This is a genomic window from Nonomuraea sp. NPDC003709, assembly GCF_040610775.1.
Lineage (GTDB): Bacteria > Actinomycetota > Actinomycetes > Streptosporangiales > Streptosporangiaceae > Nonomuraea > Nonomuraea angiospora_A.
Genome location: NZ_JBEXMW010000007.1, coordinates 272486 through 292408, shown reverse-complemented (window position 1 = coordinate 292408; position 19923 = coordinate 272486). Strand labels below are relative to the sequence as shown.

Here is a 19923-nt window from a genome sequence, read left to right as displayed (position 1 = left end):
GTCTTCACGTGAGCAGCTCCTCGTGGTCGACGACCGGGTTGAGCCAGGTGTCCGGCGGCCCGAGCGGCGCGTGCCCGTCGGCGGCGTGCCGGTCGGCCAGCGCGATGAGATAGCGCAGCGCGGTCTGCCTGGCCACCACGGCCGACACCCCCAGGGGCGCGAGCTCGCGGAAGGCCCGCGCCACGCACGCCCGCGCCGCGACCCGCGGGGACATCCTGCGCAGGGCCCGCTGGAAGAAGTGGTGCACGGCGTCGAAGCCGTAGGGCACGCCGAGCTCGTACCGCTCCCAGTCCCACACCAGCAGCCGGCCGTCGGGGGATGGGCACATGTTCCACGGCGCGAGATCCCCGTGCCAGGCCGCGCGCGGCCCGCCGGTGGCCGCGATCTCCCTGACCGCGTCGACCAGCAGCGGCCGCGGCACCCGGCCGCGCCGCACCGGCAGCGGCGACAGCGCCAGCACCGCCAGCCCCCGCCAGCTGCCGTGGTGCAGCACGGCGGGCGGCACCACCGTGTCCAGCTCCAGCTCGGCCAGCCTGCGCAGGGCCGCCGCCTCGGCGGTGATCAGCGCGCGCGCCCGCGCGCTGTCGCCGATCTTCACGAACGCCAGCAGCCGCCCGCCCGAGCGGGCCTCCAGGACGGGCTTGCGGTTGGCCCGCGCGGCCGGCCGCACGTGCAGGACGGTCTCGACGGGCTGCCCGAAGACCTCACCCAGGTACGTGGCGATGGACCCCTCACCCGGCACGACGACCGGGGACCAGGGATGCCACCAGCGGCGCGGCACCATGCGGCGGGGCACGGCGGTGTGCGGCAGCACGGTGTACGCCCGGGGCGACCCCGGCCCCGGATAGAGCAGCCGCACGGTCTTCTCGAGATAGTCGAGCCGGATGGCGGCGTCGCTCACGTGACTTCCCCTCGGCTGTTGCGCCACAGCAGGGCGAACGAGATGAGATAGAGGCTGAGCGGGGTGACCAGGCCGTCGTAGACGAACATGTAGAGCAGCACCAGCCCCATCACCAGCACCCCGGCCAGCCCGATCGGGCTGCGGTCGGCCCAGTGGCGCCGGATCGCGCCCGCGAAGAACGCCACGTAGAGCACGGCCCCGGTGAACCCCTGCGTGATGATCAGCAGCCAGAGCTGGCCGTCGCTGCCCAGCGGCGGGTGCCCGCAGCCCTCGCACCACTCGGTGCGGCCCGTGGTGATCGTGCGATGGTTGCCGGTGGCGTTGCGCGTGTTGCCGTAACCGATGAGCGGCGAGTGGCCGGCGGCCGCGACGGTGGCCGTCACGGTGAAGGCCCTGATGTCGTTGGAGTGCGGCCGGTCCAGCCGCTGCGCCACCAGCGGCGCGAGCGGGCTCAGCGCGAACGCCACCGCCGCCACCGCGACGGCCCCGCAGAGCGCCGCCCTGGTCCGGCCGCGCACCCGGACGATCAGGTACGCCACGGCCAGGCCGAGCCCGATCCACAGGCCGCGGTTGAGCGAGTAGACGACGGGGATCGCGGCCAGGGCGACCACGGCGGCCACGAAGGCCTTCCGCCGCCGCCCCCCGTACACCCACCATCCGACCACGAACCACACCAGCAGCACCGACACGTTGCTGCCCCACGCGTTGGCCCACTCGAACGGCGCCTCCGGCCTGGGGGAGGCGAAGCCCAGCACCTTCTGCGTCTGGGCGGCGGTGGGGTGGATGAGGTTCTGCACGAACGAGTTGGAGGCCACCCAGTCGGGCAGCAGCAGCTCCACCGGCGAGGTGAACGCGAACGACGGGACGAACACGCCGAGCAGCCCGCCCGCGACCGTCGTGACGAACAGCACGCCGAGCATCCGCACCAGGCGCAGCTGCGGCAGCTCGCGCTCGGTGAGGTTGCCCAGGTAGAGCACCATGATCAGGATGGCGGTGTAGAGCGCCAGCCGCATGGCGTAGCCGACGATCCGGCCGGGCCCGATCTCGCCGTACGTGCCCGGCGGCATCTCCGACAGCATGAGCCCGCTCACCAGGTAGCCGGCGATCAGCAGCAGCCACAGCCCGAACCCGCGCGGCACCCTGATCGGCCGGCGCCGCCACAGGATCACCGCCATCGGCACCGCCACCACGATCACCGACAGCCCGCCGAACCCCAGCGCCCACCACACCGGATAGCCGACGAGCAGCGCCGCGATCGGCCACGCGGGCCCTCTCACGTCGGCTGGCCGGGGCGCCGCGGGTGCATGGGCATGGGGGTGGTCTCGCCCAGGTCCAGCTCTCCCGTGGCGACGAGCTTGCCGAGCGGGGTGTGCGTGCGCGGCTCCAGCAGCGGCACGAACGACGGCAGCGCGTCGGTCACCGTCACCACGCCGATGACGGGTACGTCGTGCCTGGCGAGCCGCCGTACGGCGGCCGCGACGTGGACCGAGGTGGCCCGCCCGAGCCCCACCAGCAGCAGCGCCGCGTCGGCCCTGGACAGGTCGCGTACGTCGCAGCCGTCGAGCACCGTCAGGGGCATGCTGACGGCTACCGGGTCGGCGGACTCCTCCAGGTCGGGCGGCAGGATCCGGACCAGCAGCCGCTTGCCGGGACACGCGGCCACCGCGGCGCAGGCCAGCTCGTGGGCCACGCCGGGCTCGCGCGGGCTCGACAGGTCGCCCAGCACGGGCAGGCCGGTCAGCCGTTCGACGTCGGCGACCGTGCGCAGCCGCCGGTCGAGCCGGTCACGGGCGTAGGCGGCGGCCGAGCCCGCGAGCAGGCCCGCCATGAGCCCGGTGCCGAGGTAGAGGGGCAGGCTGGGCGAGCTGGGCGCGGTCGGCGGGGTGGCCTGGCTGATGATCGTGCCGGGGGTCACCGCGACCGTCCTGAGCCCGTCGTACCTCAGCGCGAGCCCGGCGGCCTGCCGGTTGAGCACGCTCTCCCGCTGCGTGGCGATCGTGTGCTCGGGAGTGCCTTTGGACAACCCGGCGAGCTGCTTGATCACCGCGTCGAGCGCGGTGTTGACCTGCTTGAGCTTGCCCAGCACCACCTGCTGCTGGGCGGTCAGCGCGGCCAGCGCGCTCTCGCGGCGATTGGCCAGGTACGCCTGGGCGTACGCGCGGGACTGGGCCGCGGCGACGCCGGCGTCGGCGGCCGTCACCGAGATCCACAGCACCGCCGAGTTGGGCGGCACCGAGACCTCGACGGGCTCCGGGGTCTCCACCCGCAGCGTCCTGGCCGCCCGCGCCGCGACCACGGCGGACTGCGCGACCTGGGCCTCGGTGTCGAGGTTGAGCGCCTCGCGCTGGCGGCTGGTCACCTGGTTGGCCGGCTCCTGCGGGCCTACCGGCATGACGAGCACCTGCGTGGTCGCGGTGTAGGCGGACGGCGTGAGCCGCATGAGCGCGAGGCCGGCGGTGCCGCCGAACACGACGCAGCCCACCAGCAGCAACCATCGCCTGCGCAGCAGCGAGAGATGCTCGTCCAGGTCCGTGCCGGAGCTCATTGGGGAGGGTCTCCTGGAATTGCGTCGAGATGTGCGCCCACTATAGGGCGGACGATTATCAGCCAAGCCTAATACCCAAGATTTTCTGCAGAACGGCACAAGGTAAAGGCGGCTATAAAAGGAAATGTCCGGAAAATTCCTTGGGTCATATACCCATCGCGAGCTGCCGAGACACGGCACACTTGCTGAAGTTCCCGGAACGGCATGGCAAGGATCCGGTTTGATAGGCGGGGGTCGTTCGACGAGGGGGTTGAAAGGCTTTGCAGCTACGGGGAATTTCTCATAACACCACCAACGCGGCGGTTATTCTGGCCGCGATCGTGATGCTGGCCGCCTGTTCCACGGCGGAGGGCTCCAACGCGCGCGCGCCCGTGGCGATCAAGGAAGCCTCGGGCTCGCCCTCCTGCACGGCCACCTCCAGGCTCATCCCGTCCTGCGGCGCCTGGTGGGGCCTCGCGCCGGAGGTCTTCAGCGGCGCCCCGCTGGATCAGGCCCTGCACAGCGCCGAGTCGCGCATGGGCGCCGCGGCCGACGTGGTGCACGTCTACCACCGGGGCAGCGAGCTGTTCCCCACGCCCGCCGAGATCAGGCTGGCCCGCGACCCGGCCAGGCCCCGGCTGCTCATGGTCAACTGGAAGCCCTCGCTCGACCACACCTGGGCCGAGATCGCCGACGGGGCGCTCGACGCCCGGATCGACCGGCTGGCCGGATACCTCAGGCGCACCTTCCCCGAGCGGTTCTTCCTCACCCTCCACCACGAGCCGGAGAACGACGTGGACGAGTCGTCGGGCTCGGGCATGCAGGCCACCGACTACGCGGCCATGTTCCGGCACGTCGTGGCCAGGCTGCGGGCCGAGGGGGTGAAGAACGCCGTCATGGTCATGACGTACATGGGGGCGCCCAACTGGGCGGCCGAGCCGTGGTTCGAGGACCTCTACCCGGGTGACGACGTGGTCGACTGGGTGGCCATGGACCCGTACGCCGACGGCAAGGTCGAGGACTTCGAGGGGCTGGTGAACAAGACCCGCAAGGAATTTCCCGACTGGCCGGGGTTCTACCGGTGGATGCAGGCCCGCTTCCCCGGCAAGCCGGTCATGGTGGCCGAGTGGGGGGTGTTCGAGCGGAGCGACGACCGGGGGTTCAAGCGGGCGTTCTACGAGTCGGTGCGGCGGCAGATCAAGCGATATCCGCAGATCAAGGCGCTGCTGTACTTCGACTCGCCGCAGGCGCCGCGCGGCGACACCAGCTTCGACACCGGCTCGGGGGCCGACCGGGCGTTCACCGAGCTGGCTCGGGATCCTTACTTCCGCTCGACACCCGTCCCGAGGCCGTGATCCGCCACCCCACGACCGTGACCGCGGCGGCGGCGACGAGGGCCCAGACGGTGAGGGTGTTGCTCACGTTGAGCAGCTTGAGCGCGGAGGCGAGCAGGACGATGGCCAGCAGCGCCCGGATCAGGCCGCCGGGGGCGCGCGAGGAGATCCGGGCGCCGAGGTAGACGCCCGGGATCGAGCCGATGAGCAGCGACAGCGTGAGGTCCAGCTGGAAGTCGCCGAACAGCAGGTGCCCGAGCGCGGCGGAGGCCACCAGCGGCACGGCCTGGACGAGGTCCGTGCCGACGAGCTGGTTGGCCTTGAGCGCCGGGTAGAGGACGAGCAGGGCCACGATGATCAGCGATCCGGATCCGACGGAGGAGACCCCCACGACCAGTCCGCCCACCGTACCGACCAGTAGGGTCGGAATTGGGCGCACGACGATCTCATGGGCGCTCGACGTGCCTCCCCGCGCGCCGAGCCAGCTCTTGAGCGCCATGCCGGCCACGGCCAGCAGGAGCGCCACGCCGAGCGCGTACTTGACCGCGTCGGTGACCGCGAACGCGCGGGCCAGGAACACCCCGCAGAAGGCGGCCGGCACCGAGCCCGCGCACAGCCAGCCGACCAGGCGCAGGTTGACCGTGCCCCGGCGCAGGTGCACGGCGCTGCCGACCGGCTTCATGACGGCCGAGGCGACCAGGTCGCTGGAGACCGCGGCCAGCGGCGGGACGTTGAAGAACAGCATCATCATCGGCGTCATGAGCGCCCCGCCGCCCATCCCGGTCAGCCCGACCACGATCGCGACGAGGAAGGACCCGAGGATCAGGGGGAAGTCGATCACCGAACCCAGCCTCCAGACCGCAGCGTCCCCAGGACCTGGGAGACGGCCGCGTCGATCGAAATGTGCGTGGTGTCGATCACCAGCTCGGCGTCGTCCGGCTCCTCGTAGGGGTCGGAGACGCCGGTGAACTCGGGGATGAGGCCGGCGCGCGCCTTGGCGTACAGGCCCTTGCGGTCGCGCCGCTCGCACTCCTCCAACGGCGTCGCGACGTGCACGAGCAGGAAGTCGGCCCCGACCGACTCGACCATCTCGCGCACCTCCTCGCGGGTGGCCGCGTAGGGGGCGATGGGGGCGCAGATGGCCAGGCCGCCGTGGCGGGCGGCCTCGGCGGCGACGAAGCCGATGCGGCGGATGTTCAGGTCGCGGTCGGCCTTGGAGAACGTCAGGCCCTTGGACAGCAGGTGGCGTACGACGTCGCCGTCGAGGTAGGTCACCGTGCGGCTGCCGAGCTCCAGCAGCGCGTCGCGCAGGCCGCGGGCGATCGTGGACTTGCCGGAGCCGGACAGGCCGGTGAAGAAGACCACGAGGCCGCGGCGGTGCGGCGGGCCCGGGATGTGCACGGGGTCGGGGCCGGCCAGGTGCTCGGCGGCGCCGTAGGCGGTGGCGACGTGCTCGCGCAGCTCCAGGTCGATCTCGGGCTCCTCGCGGGGTGCCAGGGGCACCGAGACGACCATCGTGTCCGCCGGCAGCTTCTCCTTGGCCCGGAGCGCGGCGCGTACGACCGCGGGGCCCGGCTCGCCGTACGAGAGGGGGAGCAGCATGATCAGCGCGTCGAGCTCCTTGGCGGTGGCGACGATCTCGGAGAGGTCGTCGAGAGGCCCCCGCATGGTGACGGCGAGCGCGGGACGCCCGCCGAGCTCCGCCCTGACCTCGGCCGGAGTGCGCCGCAGGCGCGCGAACGGGCCGTGTTCGGGCGTGCCGAGGCCCTTGACCGGCCCCGAGGTCAGTCCGTCGGGCTCCTGGGCGGCCACCGTGAGGGCGGCCAGCGGCAGGCCCTCGGGGTCGAGCAGCGTGACCTCGTCGCCGGGCGAGAGATCGGCGGACACGTGGAGCGTGACGGATGCGGGCCACGGCGTGCCGTCGGCGAGAGTGCCCCGCTCGTGCACCGCGTGCAGGTCATCGTGGCCCAGGAACCCGGTCAGCGGCTCGAAGGCGCCGGAGAGCAGCAGCTCGAGGTCGGCCAGCTCGCGCGCATCGGGGGTCCACTCCACGGCTCCAACATCCCAACTATTCCGATTGAATTGGTAGGGATGGAGTCTACCGATTGATGCAAGTGTGCCGCTAGAGGACCCGGGCGAAGTGGTGTTGCGGCTTCCTGATCACCATGGTGATCTCGTCATGGGTGGCAGGGTAGCGGCCGTTGCTCAGCTTGGAGGCCAGCGCGACCGCGGCGACGGTGAGCTTGCGCCGGCGGGCCGGGCCGCTGGTGTTCCGCTGGTCGTCGGTGATCATGAGGCCCCGGCTGAGGCAGAAGGCGTAGATGCCGTCGCTCGACGCCAGCGGCTCGTACACGCTGGGCAGCGGGCCCGGCGTGCCCGGGGTGACGAACATGCGCCAGAACACGCGGCGCAGCAGCGACGGCGTGATCCGGTCGAGCAGCCCGTAGGCCGACTTGCGGTCGCGCATCCGCAGCAGCACCAGGCCGCCCGGGCGCAGGGACTGCAGCAGCCGGTCGAAGACCAGCTCCGAATGCTTGATGCGCTCCAGCAGGAAGGACAGCTGGATCACGTCGTACGACCTGGGCGGCAGCGGCACGCAGCGCAGGTCGCCCAGCGACCACGACACCAGGTCGGCCCGCTCCCCGAGCACCGCCCGGATGGCGGGGATCTCCTCGTCGGCCCCGGTGGCCCTGGTCTCGATCTCTTCCAGGTTGAGCGGTTCGTCGTGCGCGCACCCGGCGACCAGCACGTCGAGCCGCCTGCCTGGCAGCCCGGACCAGTGCTCGCGGACCCGTTGACCGAAGATGTCGCCCCGCTGGGCGACCGATCGCACCTCAGACATGTCACCTACAGTAATCACTCGAACGGTTTCAGTGAGCCATTTCCTCGCTAGCATCCTTCCCCGTGAACGGCGAGGTTTACGTAGGAAATGCGGGCGTAGATGCGGCCATGGACCGGGGCTGGTTGCTGGGTCATTTCAAACCCCTCGGCGACCCAAGGCACAGTGACGACGTGGAGATCAAATGGGGGGTGCACACGCCCGGCGAGGAGCGCGCGGAGTGGGTCAAGGGGGAGGCGCGCACGGCCCTGCTGGTCCTGATCAGCGGCCGGTTCCGGGTGGAGCTGCCGGGCCGCAGCGTGCTGCTGGCCGAGCCGGGTGACTACGTGGTCTGGGGCAAGGGCGTCGACCATTCGTGGCGCGCGGAGGAGGCCTCGACCGTGCTCACCGTCCGCTGGCCGTCCGTGGCCGGTTACCGGGTCGGCTGAGCTGCGCCTGCGAGTACCCTTGGAGAGAACCCCCGCGACCTGACCCGGCCGGGGGTAGTCGTGTTGCCGTCGTGGGGCTGTGGGCGTATCTGATGAGTCTTTCCGGGCTACTTGACCTTGTTCGCGCCGACCCGAAACTGACCGCCGCTCTCGAAGAGGGCGGCGATGTCGCGCTGGTCGCGCCCGTCGCGCTGCGGCCGTTCGGCGTGGCCGCGCTGGCCACGCACGACCAGCGGGCCGTGCTGGCGATCACCGCGACGGGCCGCGAGGCGGAAGACCTCGCCGCCGCGCTGACCAGCCTCATCGAGCCCAGCTCGGTGGCCGTGTTCCCGGCCTGGGAGACGCTGCCGCACGAGCGGCTCTCGCCGCGCAGCGACACCGTGGGGCAGCGGCTGGCGGTGCTGCGGCGGCTGGCGCACCCGATCAAGGGTGACAGCGCGGCCGGGCCGCTCAGCGTGATCGTGGCGCCGATCAGGGCGCTGCTGCAGCCCATCGTGAAGGGGCTCGGCGACCTGGAGCCCATCAGGCTGCGCGCGGGCGACGACGCCGACCTCGACGAGGTCGTCGACCGCCTGGTGACCAACGGCTACCACCGCGTCGACATGGTGGAGAAGCGCGGCGAGGTGGCCGTGCGCGGCGGGCTGCTCGACGTGTTCCCGCCGACCGAGGAGCACCCGCTGCGGCTGGAGTTCTGGGGCGACACGGTCGAGGAGATCCGCTGGTTCAAGGTGGCCGACCAGCGCTCGCTGGAGGCGGCCGAGGAAGGGCTGTTCGCGCCGCCGTGCCGCGAGCTGCTGCTGACCGACGAGGTCAGGGCCCGGGCGGCGGAGCTGGCCGAGGAGCACCCGGCGCTGGCCGAGGTGCTCGACCAGCTCGCCGAGGGCTCGCCGGTCGAGGGCATGGAGGCGTTCGCGCCCGTGCTGGCCGGCGAGATGGACCTGCTGCTCGACCACCTGCCGGTCAGGTCCGCGGTGTTCGTGTGCGACCCCGAGCGGATCAGGGGGCGGGCCGAGGAGCTCGTACGCACGTCGCAGGAGTTCCTGGAGGCCTCCTGGATCAACGCGGCGGCCGGCGGCGAGGCGCCGATCGACCTGGGCGCGGCGGCCTTCCGCACCCTGGAGGAGATCCGCGACCACGCCGACGCGCTGGGCCAGCCGTGGTGGACGATGGCGCCGTTCGGCGGCGGGGTCGAGCTCGACGCGCAGGACTCCGAGGCCTACCGGGGCGACACCGCCAAGGCGCTGGCCGACATCAAGGGCTGGCTGGCCGAGGACAAGGCCGTCGTGCTGCTCAGCGAGGGCCACGGGCCGGCCGAGCGGATGGTCGAGCTGCTCAAGGGCGTCGACGTGCCCGCCAGGCTGCGGCAGTTCCTGGACAAGGCGCCCGAGCCCAAGGTCGTCCACGTCAGCACGGGCCTGATCGAGCACGGCTTCATCACGTCCAACCTGGCCGTGCTCACCCACCTCGACCTGGTCGGGCAGAAGGCGTCCACCAAGGACATGCGGCGCCTGCCGTCGCGCCGCCGCAACATGGTCGACCCCCTCCAGCTCAAGGTCGGCGACCACGTGGTGCACGAGCAGCACGGCGTGGGCCGCTACATCGAGATGGTCCAGCGCACGGTCCAGGGCGCCACCCGCGAATACCTGGTCATCGAATACGCCAAGGGCGACCGGCTCTACGTGCCGACCGACCAGCTCGACGAGGTCACCCGCTACGTCGGCGGCGAGGCGCCCACGCTCAACCGCATGGGCGGCGCCGACTGGGCCAAGGCCAAGTCCCGGGCGAAGAAGGCGGTCAAGGAGATCGCGGGGGAGCTGATCAGGCTCTACTCCGCCCGCATGGCCTCGCCGGGCCACGCGTTCGGGGACGACACGCCGTGGCAGCGGGAGATGGAGGACGCCTTCCCGTACGCCGAGACCGGCGACCAGCTGGAGGCCATCGACGAGGTCAAGCGCGACATGGAGCGCGGCATCCCGATGGACCGGCTGATCTGCGGCGACGTCGGCTACGGCAAGACCGAGATCGCGGTGCGGGCGGCGTTCAAGGCGGTGCAGGACGGCAAGCAGGTGGCCGTGCTGGTGCCGACGACGCTGCTGGTCCAGCAGCACATGTCCACCTTCACCGAGCGGTTCTCCAGCTTCCCCGTCACGCTCAAGCCGGTCTCCCGGTTCCAGACCGACGGCGAGGTCAAGGGCACGCTCGAAGGGCTCAGATCGGGCGCCGTCGACGTCGTGATCGGCACCCACCGGCTGCTCAGCCCCGAGGTCCGCTTCAAGGACCTGGGGCTGATCATCATCGACGAGGAGCAGCGGTTCGGCGTCGAGCACAAGGAGGCGATGAAGCACCTGCGCACGCAGGTCGACGTGCTGGCCATGTCGGCCACGCCGATCCCGCGCACGCTGGAGATGGGCCTGACCGGCATCCGCGAGATGTCCACGATTCTCACGCCGCCGGAGGAGCGGCACCCGATCCTCACGTTCGTGGGGCCGTACGAGGAGAAGCAGATCGGGGCGGCGATCCGGCGCGAGCTGATGCGCGACGGGCAGATCTTCTTCGTGCACAACCGGGTGGCCTCGATCAACCGCGTGGCCGCGCGGCTGCGCGAGCTGGTGCCCGAGGCGCGCATCGCGGTGGCGCACGGGCAGATGAACGAGCACCAGCTCGAGAAGATCATGGTGGGCTTCTGGGAGCGGGAGTACGACCTGCTGGTCTCCACCACGATCGTCGAGTCCGGGCTCGACGTGCCCAACGCCAACACGCTGATCGTCGACCGGGCCGACAACTACGGCCTGTCGCAGCTGCACCAGCTCCGCGGGCGCGTCGGGCGGGGCAGGGAGCGCGGTTACGCCTACTTCCTCTACCCGCCGGAGAAGCCGCTGACCGAGACCGCCCACGAGCGGCTGGCCACGATCTCGCAGCACACCGAGATGGGCGCGGGCATGTACGTCGCCATGAAGGACCTGGAGATCCGCGGCGCGGGCAACGTGCTCGGGGCCGAGCAGTCCGGGTTCATCGCGGGCGTCGGCTTCGACCTGTACGTACGGCTGATGGCCGAGGCCGTGCAGGAGCAGAAGGCCAAGCTCGAAGGCGGCGAGGCGCAGGAGGAGCAGCAGGACGTCAAGGTCGAGCTGCCGATCAACGCCCACATCCCGCACGACTACGTCACCTCCGAGCGGCTGCGGCTGGAGGCGTACAAGCGGATCGCGGCCATCGCCGGCCCCGCCGACATCGACGAGGTGCGCGCCGAGCTGACCGACCGCTACGGCAGGCCGCCCGCGGAGGTGGACAACCTGCTGGAGGTGGCCAAGTTCCGGATCAAGGCGCGCCAGGCGGGGCTCACAGACGTGACGCTGCAGGGCCAGAACATCAAGTTCGGCCCGGCCCGGCTGAGGGAGTCGCAGCAGGTCCGGCTCGACCGGCTGTACAAGAAGGCGATATACAAGCAGGCGGCCGAGACGCTGCTGGTGCCGGTGCCCAAGACCAAGCCGCTCGGTGGGCAGCCGCTCCGGGATCTCGACCTGCTCAAATGGTGCGGTGACCTGGTCGAGGCGATGTTCCTCGAGCCAGCGCGGGTAAGCTAGCGGCGGTTTTCGGTCGGAAAGGGACGCACGTGAAGTCGATACGAGTGGCTGTGGCCGCTGCCGCGGTGGGCATCGCCCTTACCGCCTGCTCTTCCCCCATGCAGGCCGGCGCCGCGGCCGTGGTGGGCAAGGAGCGCATCTCGACGGGTCAGCTCAACAGGGACGCGGAGGCCTACAAGGCCGCGCTGAAGCAGAACAAGCTGGACGAGACGGCGCTCGGCGTCCCGGTCAGCCAGTACGTGCTCCAGCGGCTGGCCGACATCAGCGCCGCCAAGCAGCTGATGGCGCGCAACAACGTCCAGGTGACCGACAAGGAGATCGACGCCAAGCTCCAGGACCCCGGCCAGTACCAGTCGCCCCAGATCAACCTGCTGGCCCTGGGCGTCGCGCCCAGCTACGCCCGCGAGTACGCGCGCACGGCGGTCGGGATGGCCAAGCTGCAGCAGCAGGCCGGCCAGGGCGGGCTCGACAAGCTCCGCCAGGACTTCGCCTCGATCAAGACGATCTTCAACCCCCGCTTCGGTGTGGTCAACGCCAACCCGTCGCAGGAGAACCCGTCGCTGTTCGTGGACGCCGGCAGGTTCGGCAAGGCCACCCCGCAGCAGGCGCCTCAGCAGCAGCAGCCGCAGGGCTGAGCCGTGCCGCTGACCGTCGTCACCACCTCGCCCAGGGTCCCGCCGGGCCTGCTGAGCCATCAGGCCTGGCAGGTGCTGCGCTCGGGCCCGGTGCTGACCGGGTCCGCCGCGCATCCGCAGCTGCCCTACCTGGCGGAGGCGGGGGTGACGGTCGAGGTCGTGGAGCCCGACCCGCGCGGGCTGGCCGCGCGGGCCGTCGGCGAGAGCGTGGTGTGGCTCGCCTCGGCCTCCGAGAAGGAGGACGAGGAGTTCATGCGCGCGGTCGGGCACGCCGCGATCGCGCTGGAGGAGCCGCCGCTGATCGAGGTGGTGCCGGGCTCGTACGACCTGCCGGGGGCGCGGGTGCTCGACCTGGTCGCCGTGATGGACCGGCTGCGGACCGAGTGCCCGTGGGACCGCAAGCAGACGCACGAGTCGCTGGTGCCGTACCTGCTCGAAGAGGCGTACGAGGTGCTGGAGACCATCGAGCAGGGCGACTACCCGGCACTCCGCGAGGAGCTGGGCGACCTGCTGCTCCAGGTGGTCTTCCACGCGCGGGTGGCCGCGGACTTCGACATGGACGACGTGGCGGCCGGGATCGTCGAGAAGCTGGTGCGCCGCCATCCGCACGTCTTCGGCTCGGTACGCGCCGAGAGCGCCGACGAGGTCAACGACAACTGGGACGCGATCAAGGCGGCCGAGCGGGCCGCCAAGGGCCGGGAGTCGGTGCTCGACGGCGTGCCCATGGGGCAGCCCGCGCTGTCGCTGGCCGCCCAGCTGGTGCGCCGGGCCGAGCGGGCCGGGGCGCCCGACGCGCTCGCGGCGGCCGTCGGGCAGGGGGTGGCCCGGGAGCTGTTCGACCTGGTCCGCCGGGCCGCGGAGGCCGGTCTCGACGCCGAGGCCGAGCTGCGGGCGGCCGCCCGTACGTACCGGGACCGGGTGCGCGCCTGGGAATCGGCCTGACCCTGCGGTGCGCGGTGACCGTGCGGTCCCGCGTCCGGGTGTACCGATAGGCTCTGATGGCATATCGCCTTTCACTTAGGAGCGCAATCCCGTGGCTACCATCGAGGTCGTATACGCCCGCGAGATCCTCGACTCCCGAGGCAACCCCACGGTCGAGGTCGAGATCGTGCTCGACGACGGCAGCACCGGCCGCGCGGCCGTGCCGAGCGGGGCGTCCACCGGCCAGTTCGAGGCGGTCGAGCTGCGTGACGGCGGCAAGCGTTACGGCGGCAAGGGCGTGGAGAAGGCCGTCCTCGCCGTGACCGACGAGATCTTCGAGGAGATCAACGGCATCGAGGCCGAGGACCAGCGCATCATCGACCAGATCATGATCGACCTGGACCGCACGCCCAACAAGGCCAAGCTCGGCGCCAACGCCATCCTGGGCGTCTCGCTGGCCATCGCGAAGGCCGCCGCCGACAGCGCCGACCTGCCGCTCTTCCGCTACGTCGGCGGCCCCAACGCCCATGTGCTGCCCGTGCCGATGATGAACATCCTCAACGGCGGCGCCCACGCCGACACCAACGTGGACATCCAGGAGTTCATGATCGCGCCGATCGGGGCGGAGACGTTCCGCGAGGCCGTGCGCATGGGCACGGAGGTCTACCACGCGCTCAAGGGCGTGCTCAAGGAGAAGGGCTACGCCACGGGCCTGGGCGACGAGGGCGGCTTCGCGCCCAACCTGCCGTCCAACCGCGACGCGCTCGACCTGATCCTGGTCGCCATCGAGCGGGCCGGCTACGTGCCGGGCGAGGACGTGGCGCTGGCGCTCGACGTGGCCGCCTCCGAGTTCCACAAGGACGGCGTCTACACGATCGACGGCAAGGGCCTGTCGGCGCAGGAGCTGATCGAGTTCTACGCGGACCTGGTCGCCAACTACCCGCTCGTCTCCATCGAGGACCCGCTCGACGAGGAGGACTGGGCCGGCTGGAAGGCCATCACCGAGGCGCTCGGCGACAAGGTGCAGCTCGTGGGCGACGACCTGTTCGTCACCAACCCCGAGCGGCTGGAGCGCGGCATCAAGGAGGGCACCGCCAACGCCCTGCTGGTCAAGGTCAACCAGATCGGCACGCTGTCGGAGACCCTCGACGCCGTGGACCTGGCCCACCGCAACGGCTACAAGTGCATGATGAGCCACCGCTCCGGCGAGACCGAGGACACGACGATCGCCGACCTCGCGGTCGCGGTCAACTGCGGCCAGATCAAGACCGGCGCCCCGGCGCGTTCGGACCGGGTGGCCAAGTACAACCAGCTGCTGCGCATCGAGGAGCTCCTCGACGACGCCGCCCGCTACGCGGGTCGCGCCGCCTTCCCGCGCTTCCGGCGCTAGTTTCGAATACGGCGCGCGTGAGGCGGTTTGATCGCCGAGCCGCCTCCGCGCCGTATCCATGAGCAGGGGGTGCAGCAATGGCGAAAAGGCCGCAGCTGACCGGGCGGGCCGCCATCCTGGCCGTCGTGGTGTGCGCGATCGCGATGAGCCTGGCCTACCCTGTCCGCGAGTACATCAGCCTGCGCCGCAGCATCGCCGAGCATCGGGCGGAGAAGGCCAGGGTCGAGGCGGAGAAGCAGACGCTGCTGGAGCGCGACCGGCAGAGCGACGATCCCAACTGGATCAAGAAGACGGCCAAGGAACGGCTGCACTACTGCGGGCCCGGCGAGAAGTGCTACGTGGTGATGGACCAGCAGCAGATCAAGGAGCCGGCGACCGTGCAGCAGGCGCCGGCGCCGCCGCCGTGGTACCAGACGCTCTGGGAGTCGGTGGAGGCCGCCGACAAGGGCACCGGCCGCCGGGCCGTGACGGGGAAGGAAAGTGTTGGACGGTAAAGACGTCGAGACGGTGCGACTGCAGCTCGGGCGGCCGCCCAGGGGGCTGCGCGGGGTGGCGCACCGCTGCCCGTGCGGCAACCCCGATGTGGTGGAGACCGCGCCGAGGCTGCCCGACGGCTCGCCCTTCCCGACTCTCTACTACCTGACCTGCCCCAAGGCGGCCTCGGCCATCGGCACGCTCGAAGGCTCGGGGCTGATGCGGGAGATGCAGGCCCGGCTGGCCACCGATCCCGAGCTGGCCGCCGCCTACCGCGCCGCGCACGACGACTACGTCGCCAGGCGCGACGAGGCGGCGAAGGAGGAGGGCATGGAGCCGCTCCCGCGCGACATGCAGAGCACGGGCGGTATGCCGCTGCGGGTCAAGTGCCTGCACGCGCTCGTGGCGCACGAGCTGGCGGCACCGGGGAGCAACCCGTTCGGCAGGGAGGCGCTCGACGCCCTCCCCGACTGGTGGAGTGACGGACCATGCGTGTAGCCGCCGTCGACTGCGGCACCAATTCCGTACGCCTGCTCATCGCCGACGTGGGCGACGATCTCATCGACGACGTCGAGCGGCGGATGGAGATCGTCCGCCTCGGCCAGGGCGTCGACAGGACCGGCAGGCTGGCCCCTGACGCCCTTGAGCGCACGTTCAAGGCCATGAGGGTCTACCGGGAGCTGATCGACCGGCACGGCGCCGTCAGGACCCGTGTGGTGGCCACCAGCGCGACCCGGGACGCGGCCAACAGGCAGGAGTTCGTGGACGGGGTCCGCGAGATCTTCGGGGTGGAGCCGGAGGTCGTGTCGGGGGCGGAGGAGGCCGAGCTCTCGTTCGTGGGGGCGACCAAGGGGCTGGTCCGGCTGTCGCCGGAGACCGAGATGCCGCAGGGGCCGCTGCCGCCGTACCTGGTGGTGGACATCGGCGGCGGGTCCACCGAGTTCGTGGTCGGCTCCGAGCACGCCGAGGCGGCGCTGTCGGTGGACATCGGCTGCGTGCGCCTGACCGAGCGGCACCTGAAGGACGCTGGCGACCCGCCCTCCGCGCCCGCGCTGGAGGCCGTGGTGGCCGACATCGAGGCGGCGCTCGACAGGGTCGAGGCGGAGGTGCCCGTGCAGCGGGCCCGCACGCTGGTGGGGCTGGCGGGTTCGGTGACGACGGTCGCGGGGATGGTGCTCGATCTGCCCGCTTACGACTCGGCCAGAATTCACCACTCGCGGATTTCGGCCGGGCAGGTACATGAAGTGACGCGGCGGCTGCTGGCGATGACCCATGGTGAGCGTGCCGAGGTTCCGGTGATGCACCCAGGAAGGGTCGACGTGATTGGCGCCGGCGCGCTAATTCTTGACCGGATCGTCCGTCGTTTCGCGTTTTCGCAGGTCGTGGTCAGTGAACACGACATCCTTGACGGTATCGCCTGGTCTATCGCCCGATAGCTGAAGAAATCCGGACATTTCAGGTCTATGGCCTGTGTTGAGCGTGCAATCAGTATTGTGGTTAGGTAAAGGGGCATTACGGGGGCTTTGCCATATTGCTGTGCACGGAAGGTGCCGGCGTGGCGACCGTTCCCGAGCGCGTCTCTTCCCTCAAAGGAATGGAGCACTCTCACATGAAGTCTGTTGGGTTAGCACGTAAGGCGGCGGCGTTCGGCGCGTCCGCCGCGGTGCTGGCCGCCCTGGCCGCGGGCCTGGTCGCCAGCCCCGCCCAGGCGGCGACGGCCGCCACCACCAAGGCCGCTCCCAAGGTCTCGGTGTCGACGCCCGCGGTGTCCGCGGGCGACTACGAGGGAGCCTGCCCGGTCAAGGTCAACTTCTCGGCCAAGATCAAGGTTCCCGTCCGGGGCAAGACGGAGCTGGCCTACCGCTGGCTCCACGGCGACGGGTCCAAGGGCAAGGTCAAGGTGCTCAAGCTCTCGGGCAAGGGCACCAAGTCGGTGACGGTCAGGCAGTCCATCACCTTCAAGGAGAACGTCAAGGGCTGGGAGGCCGTTCAGGTCCTCGGTCCGAAGAAGGTCACCTCGAAGAAGGGCTACTTCTCCGTCTCCTGCGAGGAGCCGAAGGACGTGGGGCGTACGCAGCTCGACGTGTCGGTGTCCGCCCGCGCATGGGCCAGCCCTGACTCGTACTCGGGCGTCTGCACCCCCGGCGACAAGATCGACTTTGTCGGCCTGATCGAGGCCAACCGCCCGACGTGGGTTCGCTACCGCTGGATTCTCAACGGTGAAGTGGCCGACTACGGCAGGGTCAAGGTCTACGACACGCGCAAGGTCGGCTTCGGCATCTCCCCGCGTCACAGCCAGCGCGGCTGGGCGCAGCTCGAGATCCTGAGCCCCGAGGGCGCCTCCTCCAACCGGGCCTACTACAAGGTCTGGTGCAAGGACGCGGAGGCTCCGGCCCCCGCCCCCAAGGTCTCGGTTTCGAGCGCGACGGTCTCCGGTACCCGGCTTGACATGTGCAACGACGGCCGTGGCCCCGGGGTGGACTTCAAGGCCACGCTGACCAGCACCGGCCCCACCACCGTGCAGTACTACTGGGTCGTCGACGGCGTCCGTGACCACAGCACGCTTGAGCGTACGGTCAACGGCAGCCTCGACGTGACCTGGGGCATCGGCGGAACGCAGAACTCCACCAAGACGGAGGGCACCGTAGAGCTCGTCGTCACCAGCCCGAACGCCGCGTCCTCGGGCGTCGCCTCTTACTCGGCGACCTGCCCGCCCAAGTAGGCCGCAGCCTAGGCTGATCGGACCGGGTGGCAGCCCTCGCGGGCGCCACCCGGTTTTCTCGTTGCCACTATTGTGCTTTGCACAGTAGTGTGCATTACGTGGATAGCAGCCAGCTCCTCAAGGGCGTGCTCGACCTGGCCGTGCTCGCCGTGCTCAACGAGCGCGACGGCTACGGCTACGACGTCGTGCGCCGGCTGAGGGAGGCCGGCCTGGAGGAGGTGGGCGACGCCTCGGTCTACGGCACGCTGCGCCGCCTGTTCAAGGCCGGGGCGCTGACGTCGTACGTGGTCGCCTCGGACGAAGGGCCGCACCGCAAGTACTACGGACTCAACGAGGTCGGCCGGAGCATGTACGCCACCTCGGCCAAGACCTGGACCTCGTTCTCGGCGACCATGGCATCCCTGCTCAAGGAGGGACAAGCATGACCCCCGAACAGTACGCACAGGCCGTACGGGATGCCCTGGCAGACCATCCCGAGCGCGGCGAGTTACTCGAAGACCTCGACGACCACCTGGCCGAGATCGCGGCAGAGTCGGAGCTGCCGCTGGAAGACCGGCTGGGCCCGCCCGAGGCCTACGCCGAGGAGCTGGCGGCCGCGTACGGAGACCGCCCCGAGAGCGGCGGGAAGCGCCGCATCGACCCGCGGGCGTGGGCGCTGGGCGCGCACACCCGGCTGATGGGCCAGGGGCCGTACCGGAGCTTCGTGGGCTTCCTGCCGGAGCTGCGCCCCGGGTGGTGGGTGCTGCGCGGTTACCTGCTGGCCCTGCTGCTGCTGGCGCTGACCGGCGAAGGTGGCCTCGTCCCGTCCGACCTGGCCGGCTGGGCGCTGGTCGCGGCGGGCGTCTGGATCTCGGTCTGGATGGGCAGGCGGCGCAGGGGACGGCTGGCCACGGGGCTCATGGGGGCGCTCAATCTGGTCGCGGCGCTGACGTTGTTCGCCGGGCTGGTGGAGGCCGCGTCGTACGGCGGTCCCGAGCGGACGGGCGTCGTCATGGTGAACCCGTCGCCGGTGTGGGTGGACGAGGCGTCGTCCAACGACCGCGTCTACAACATCAAGCCGTACGCCAAGGACGGCACCCCGCTGAGCGACGTCTACCTCTACGACCAGGACGGCAAGCCGCTGACCACCAACCCAGAGGACTTCGGATACAGGGTGGACAAGTCGTGCGGCGAGCCCATACGCAACCGCTACCCGCTGCCGCTGGTCGAGGAGAACGTGGTGGACACCGAGGGCGCCGTGAAGCCGTCCGTGTGCCCGACCCCCACGCCCGGTCCGAAGCCCGCCAAGTGATCGGGCACCATCGGTGTCATGAGCTTCGTACCTCCTGGCACCGGCTGGCCGGAAGACCCGGCGACCGCTGACACCCCGGTCGCCCACGACCCCGCGGACGTGCGCCGCCTCGCCGCCACCAGTGACACCCTCGCGGAGCTCACGGCCGGACAGTCCGTCTGCCGTGCCTGTCCCCGCCTGGTGGAGTGGCGCGAGCAGGTCGCCGAGGCGAAGCGGCGCGCGTTCGCGGACGAGACGTACTGGGGCCGCCCGGTCCCCGGCTGGGGCGCCGAGCGCCCGCGGATCCTGCTGGTCGGCCTGGCCCCGGCGGCCCACGGGGGCAACCGCACCGGGCGGATCTTCACCGGCGACCGCAGCGGCGACTGGCTGTTCGCCTCGCTGCACCGCACCGGCCTGGCCGCGCAGGAGACCAGCACCCACGCCGGGGACGGGCAGCGGCTCATCGACACGCGGGTGGTGGCCTCGGTGCGCTGCGCGCCGCCCGCGAACAAGCCGCTGCCCTCGGAGAAGGCCGCCTGCTTCCCGTGGATGGCCAGGGAGGTGGCGCTGGTGGCGCCGTACGTACGGGTGGTCGTGGCGCTCGGCGGGTACGCCTGGCAGGCCGTGTGGCCCGCGCTCAAGGACGCCGGCTACGAGCTGCCGCGCTCCAGGCCGCCGTTCGGCCACGGGGCCGAGGTGGAGGTCCGCCATGCCGGCGCCCCCGTCACGCTGATCGGCTGCTACCACCCCAGCCAGCAGAACACGTTCACCGGCCGCGTGACCGCCCAGATGCTCGACGACGTCTTCACCAGGGCCAGGTCACTGGCTGTGTGACGCGTTCCACCACCCCCGGGTTGGATTCATCAAGCGCGCTTGACGTAAGCTTGTGAATGCTTTCACAAGC

At 70.9% G+C, this 19923-nt stretch carries 19 protein-coding genes; 13 read left to right on the top strand and 6 right to left on the bottom strand.

The window, feature by feature from the left end; all coding sequences use genetic code 11:
- Nucleotides 1-4: 4 nt before the first annotated feature.
- The 3 genes from ABZX61_RS23180 to ABZX61_RS23170 are packed head-to-tail and all read right to left on the bottom strand — an operon-like array spanning nucleotide 5 to nucleotide 3446.
- Nucleotides 5-901: a hypothetical protein gene (locus tag ABZX61_RS23180; protein WP_355197422.1), complete on the bottom strand. Its 897-nt coding sequence runs from the start codon at nucleotides 899-901 to the stop codon at nucleotides 5-7.
- Nucleotides 898-2178 (bottom strand): hypothetical protein, encoded by a 1281-nt coding sequence (locus tag ABZX61_RS23175; RefSeq protein ID WP_355197420.1) that lies wholly within the window; start codon nucleotides 2176-2178, stop codon nucleotides 898-900. The genes ABZX61_RS23180 and ABZX61_RS23175 overlap by 4 nt, the downstream gene beginning before the upstream one ends.
- Complete coding sequence (locus ABZX61_RS23170; RefSeq protein ID WP_355197418.1) at nucleotides 2175-3446, bottom strand: Wzz/FepE/Etk N-terminal domain-containing protein; 1272 nt, start codon at nucleotides 3444-3446, stop codon at nucleotides 2175-2177. The genes ABZX61_RS23175 and ABZX61_RS23170 overlap by 4 nt, the downstream gene beginning before the upstream one ends.
- Nucleotides 3447-3769: 323 nt before the next feature.
- Here ABZX61_RS23170 and ABZX61_RS23165 point away from each other — a divergent pair, with 323 nt between their 5' ends.
- Nucleotides 3770-4780 carry a hypothetical protein gene (locus tag ABZX61_RS23165; protein WP_355197835.1) on the top strand — a complete coding sequence of 337 codons (1011 nt, stop codon included), beginning with the start codon at nucleotides 3770-3772 and terminating at the stop codon, nucleotides 4778-4780.
- Here ABZX61_RS23165 and ABZX61_RS23160 read toward each other — a convergent pair.
- The 3 genes from ABZX61_RS23160 to ABZX61_RS23150 form a co-directional block, all read right to left on the bottom strand.
- Entirely contained in the window at nucleotides 4725-5600 is an 876-nt protein-coding gene (locus tag ABZX61_RS23160) for a sulfite exporter TauE/SafE family protein (RefSeq protein WP_355197416.1), read from the bottom strand. The two genes, ABZX61_RS23165 and ABZX61_RS23160, sit on opposite strands and share 56 nt — an antisense overlap.
- Nucleotides 5597-6811: an adenylyl-sulfate kinase gene (gene cysC, locus ABZX61_RS23155; protein WP_355197415.1), complete on the bottom strand. Its 1215-nt coding sequence runs from the start codon at nucleotides 6809-6811 to the stop codon at nucleotides 5597-5599. Before cysC ends, ABZX61_RS23160 begins: the two co-directional genes overlap by 4 nt.
- Nucleotides 6812-6881: 70 nt before the next feature.
- Nucleotides 6882-7601 (bottom strand): methyltransferase type 12, encoded by a 720-nt coding sequence (locus tag ABZX61_RS23150; protein ID WP_355197413.1) that lies wholly within the window; start codon nucleotides 7599-7601, stop codon nucleotides 6882-6884.
- 170 nt (nucleotides 7602-7771) lie between these two features.
- Here ABZX61_RS23150 and ABZX61_RS23145 point away from each other — a divergent pair, with 170 nt between their 5' ends.
- The 12 genes from ABZX61_RS23145 to ABZX61_RS23090 all read left to right on the top strand — a co-directional run bounded on the left by ABZX61_RS23145 (nucleotide 7772) and on the right by ABZX61_RS23090 (nucleotide 19853).
- Nucleotides 7772-8026, top strand: a complete 255-nt coding sequence (locus ABZX61_RS23145) for a signal peptidase I (protein WP_355197411.1) — start codon at nucleotides 7772-7774, stop codon at nucleotides 8024-8026.
- A gap of 92 nt (nucleotides 8027-8118) precedes the next feature.
- Entirely contained in the window at nucleotides 8119-11607 is a 3489-nt protein-coding gene (mfd, locus tag ABZX61_RS23140) for a transcription-repair coupling factor (RefSeq protein ID WP_355197409.1), read from the top strand.
- A 29-nt stretch (nucleotides 11608-11636) separates the two neighbouring features.
- Nucleotides 11637-12242, top strand: a complete 606-nt coding sequence (locus tag ABZX61_RS23135; protein ID WP_350725791.1) for a SurA N-terminal domain-containing protein — start codon at nucleotides 11637-11639, stop codon at nucleotides 12240-12242.
- 3 nt (nucleotides 12243-12245) lie between these two features.
- Complete coding sequence (locus tag ABZX61_RS23130) at nucleotides 12246-13184, top strand: MazG family protein (protein ID WP_355197407.1); 939 nt, start codon at nucleotides 12246-12248, stop codon at nucleotides 13182-13184.
- Nucleotides 13185-13275: 91 nt separating this feature from the next.
- Nucleotides 13276-14553, top strand: coding sequence for a phosphopyruvate hydratase (gene eno / locus ABZX61_RS23125; RefSeq protein WP_350725787.1), 1278 nt, complete (start codon nucleotides 13276-13278; stop codon nucleotides 14551-14553).
- Between the two features lie 77 nt (nucleotides 14554-14630).
- Complete coding sequence (locus tag ABZX61_RS23120; RefSeq protein WP_350725786.1) at nucleotides 14631-15047, top strand: septum formation initiator family protein; 417 nt, start codon at nucleotides 14631-14633, stop codon at nucleotides 15045-15047.
- Nucleotides 15037-15525 (top strand): DUF501 domain-containing protein, encoded by a 489-nt coding sequence (locus tag ABZX61_RS23115; protein WP_355197405.1) that lies wholly within the window; start codon nucleotides 15037-15039, stop codon nucleotides 15523-15525. The genes ABZX61_RS23120 and ABZX61_RS23115 overlap by 11 nt, the downstream gene beginning before the upstream one ends.
- Complete coding sequence (locus ABZX61_RS23110) at nucleotides 15516-16463, top strand: Ppx/GppA phosphatase family protein (protein WP_350725782.1); 948 nt, start codon at nucleotides 15516-15518, stop codon at nucleotides 16461-16463. Before ABZX61_RS23115 ends, ABZX61_RS23110 begins: the two co-directional genes overlap by 10 nt.
- A gap of 173 nt (nucleotides 16464-16636) precedes the next feature.
- The gene (locus tag ABZX61_RS23105) at nucleotides 16637-17749 is read left to right on the top strand and encodes a hypothetical protein (RefSeq protein ID WP_355197403.1); all 1113 of its coding nucleotides are present in this window, start codon (nucleotides 16637-16639) and stop codon (nucleotides 17747-17749) included.
- A gap of 98 nt (nucleotides 17750-17847) precedes the next feature.
- A complete protein-coding gene (locus ABZX61_RS23100) occupies nucleotides 17848-18174 on the top strand; it encodes a PadR family transcriptional regulator (RefSeq protein WP_355197401.1) in 327 nt (108 codons plus the stop codon).
- A complete protein-coding gene (locus ABZX61_RS23095) occupies nucleotides 18171-19040 on the top strand; it encodes a hypothetical protein (RefSeq protein ID WP_355197399.1) in 870 nt (289 codons plus the stop codon). Before ABZX61_RS23100 ends, ABZX61_RS23095 begins: the two co-directional genes overlap by 4 nt.
- Nucleotides 19041-19058: 18 nt before the next feature.
- A complete protein-coding gene (locus ABZX61_RS23090; protein ID WP_355197397.1) occupies nucleotides 19059-19853 on the top strand; it encodes a uracil-DNA glycosylase in 795 nt (264 codons plus the stop codon).
- Nucleotides 19854-19923 lie beyond the last annotated feature (70 nt).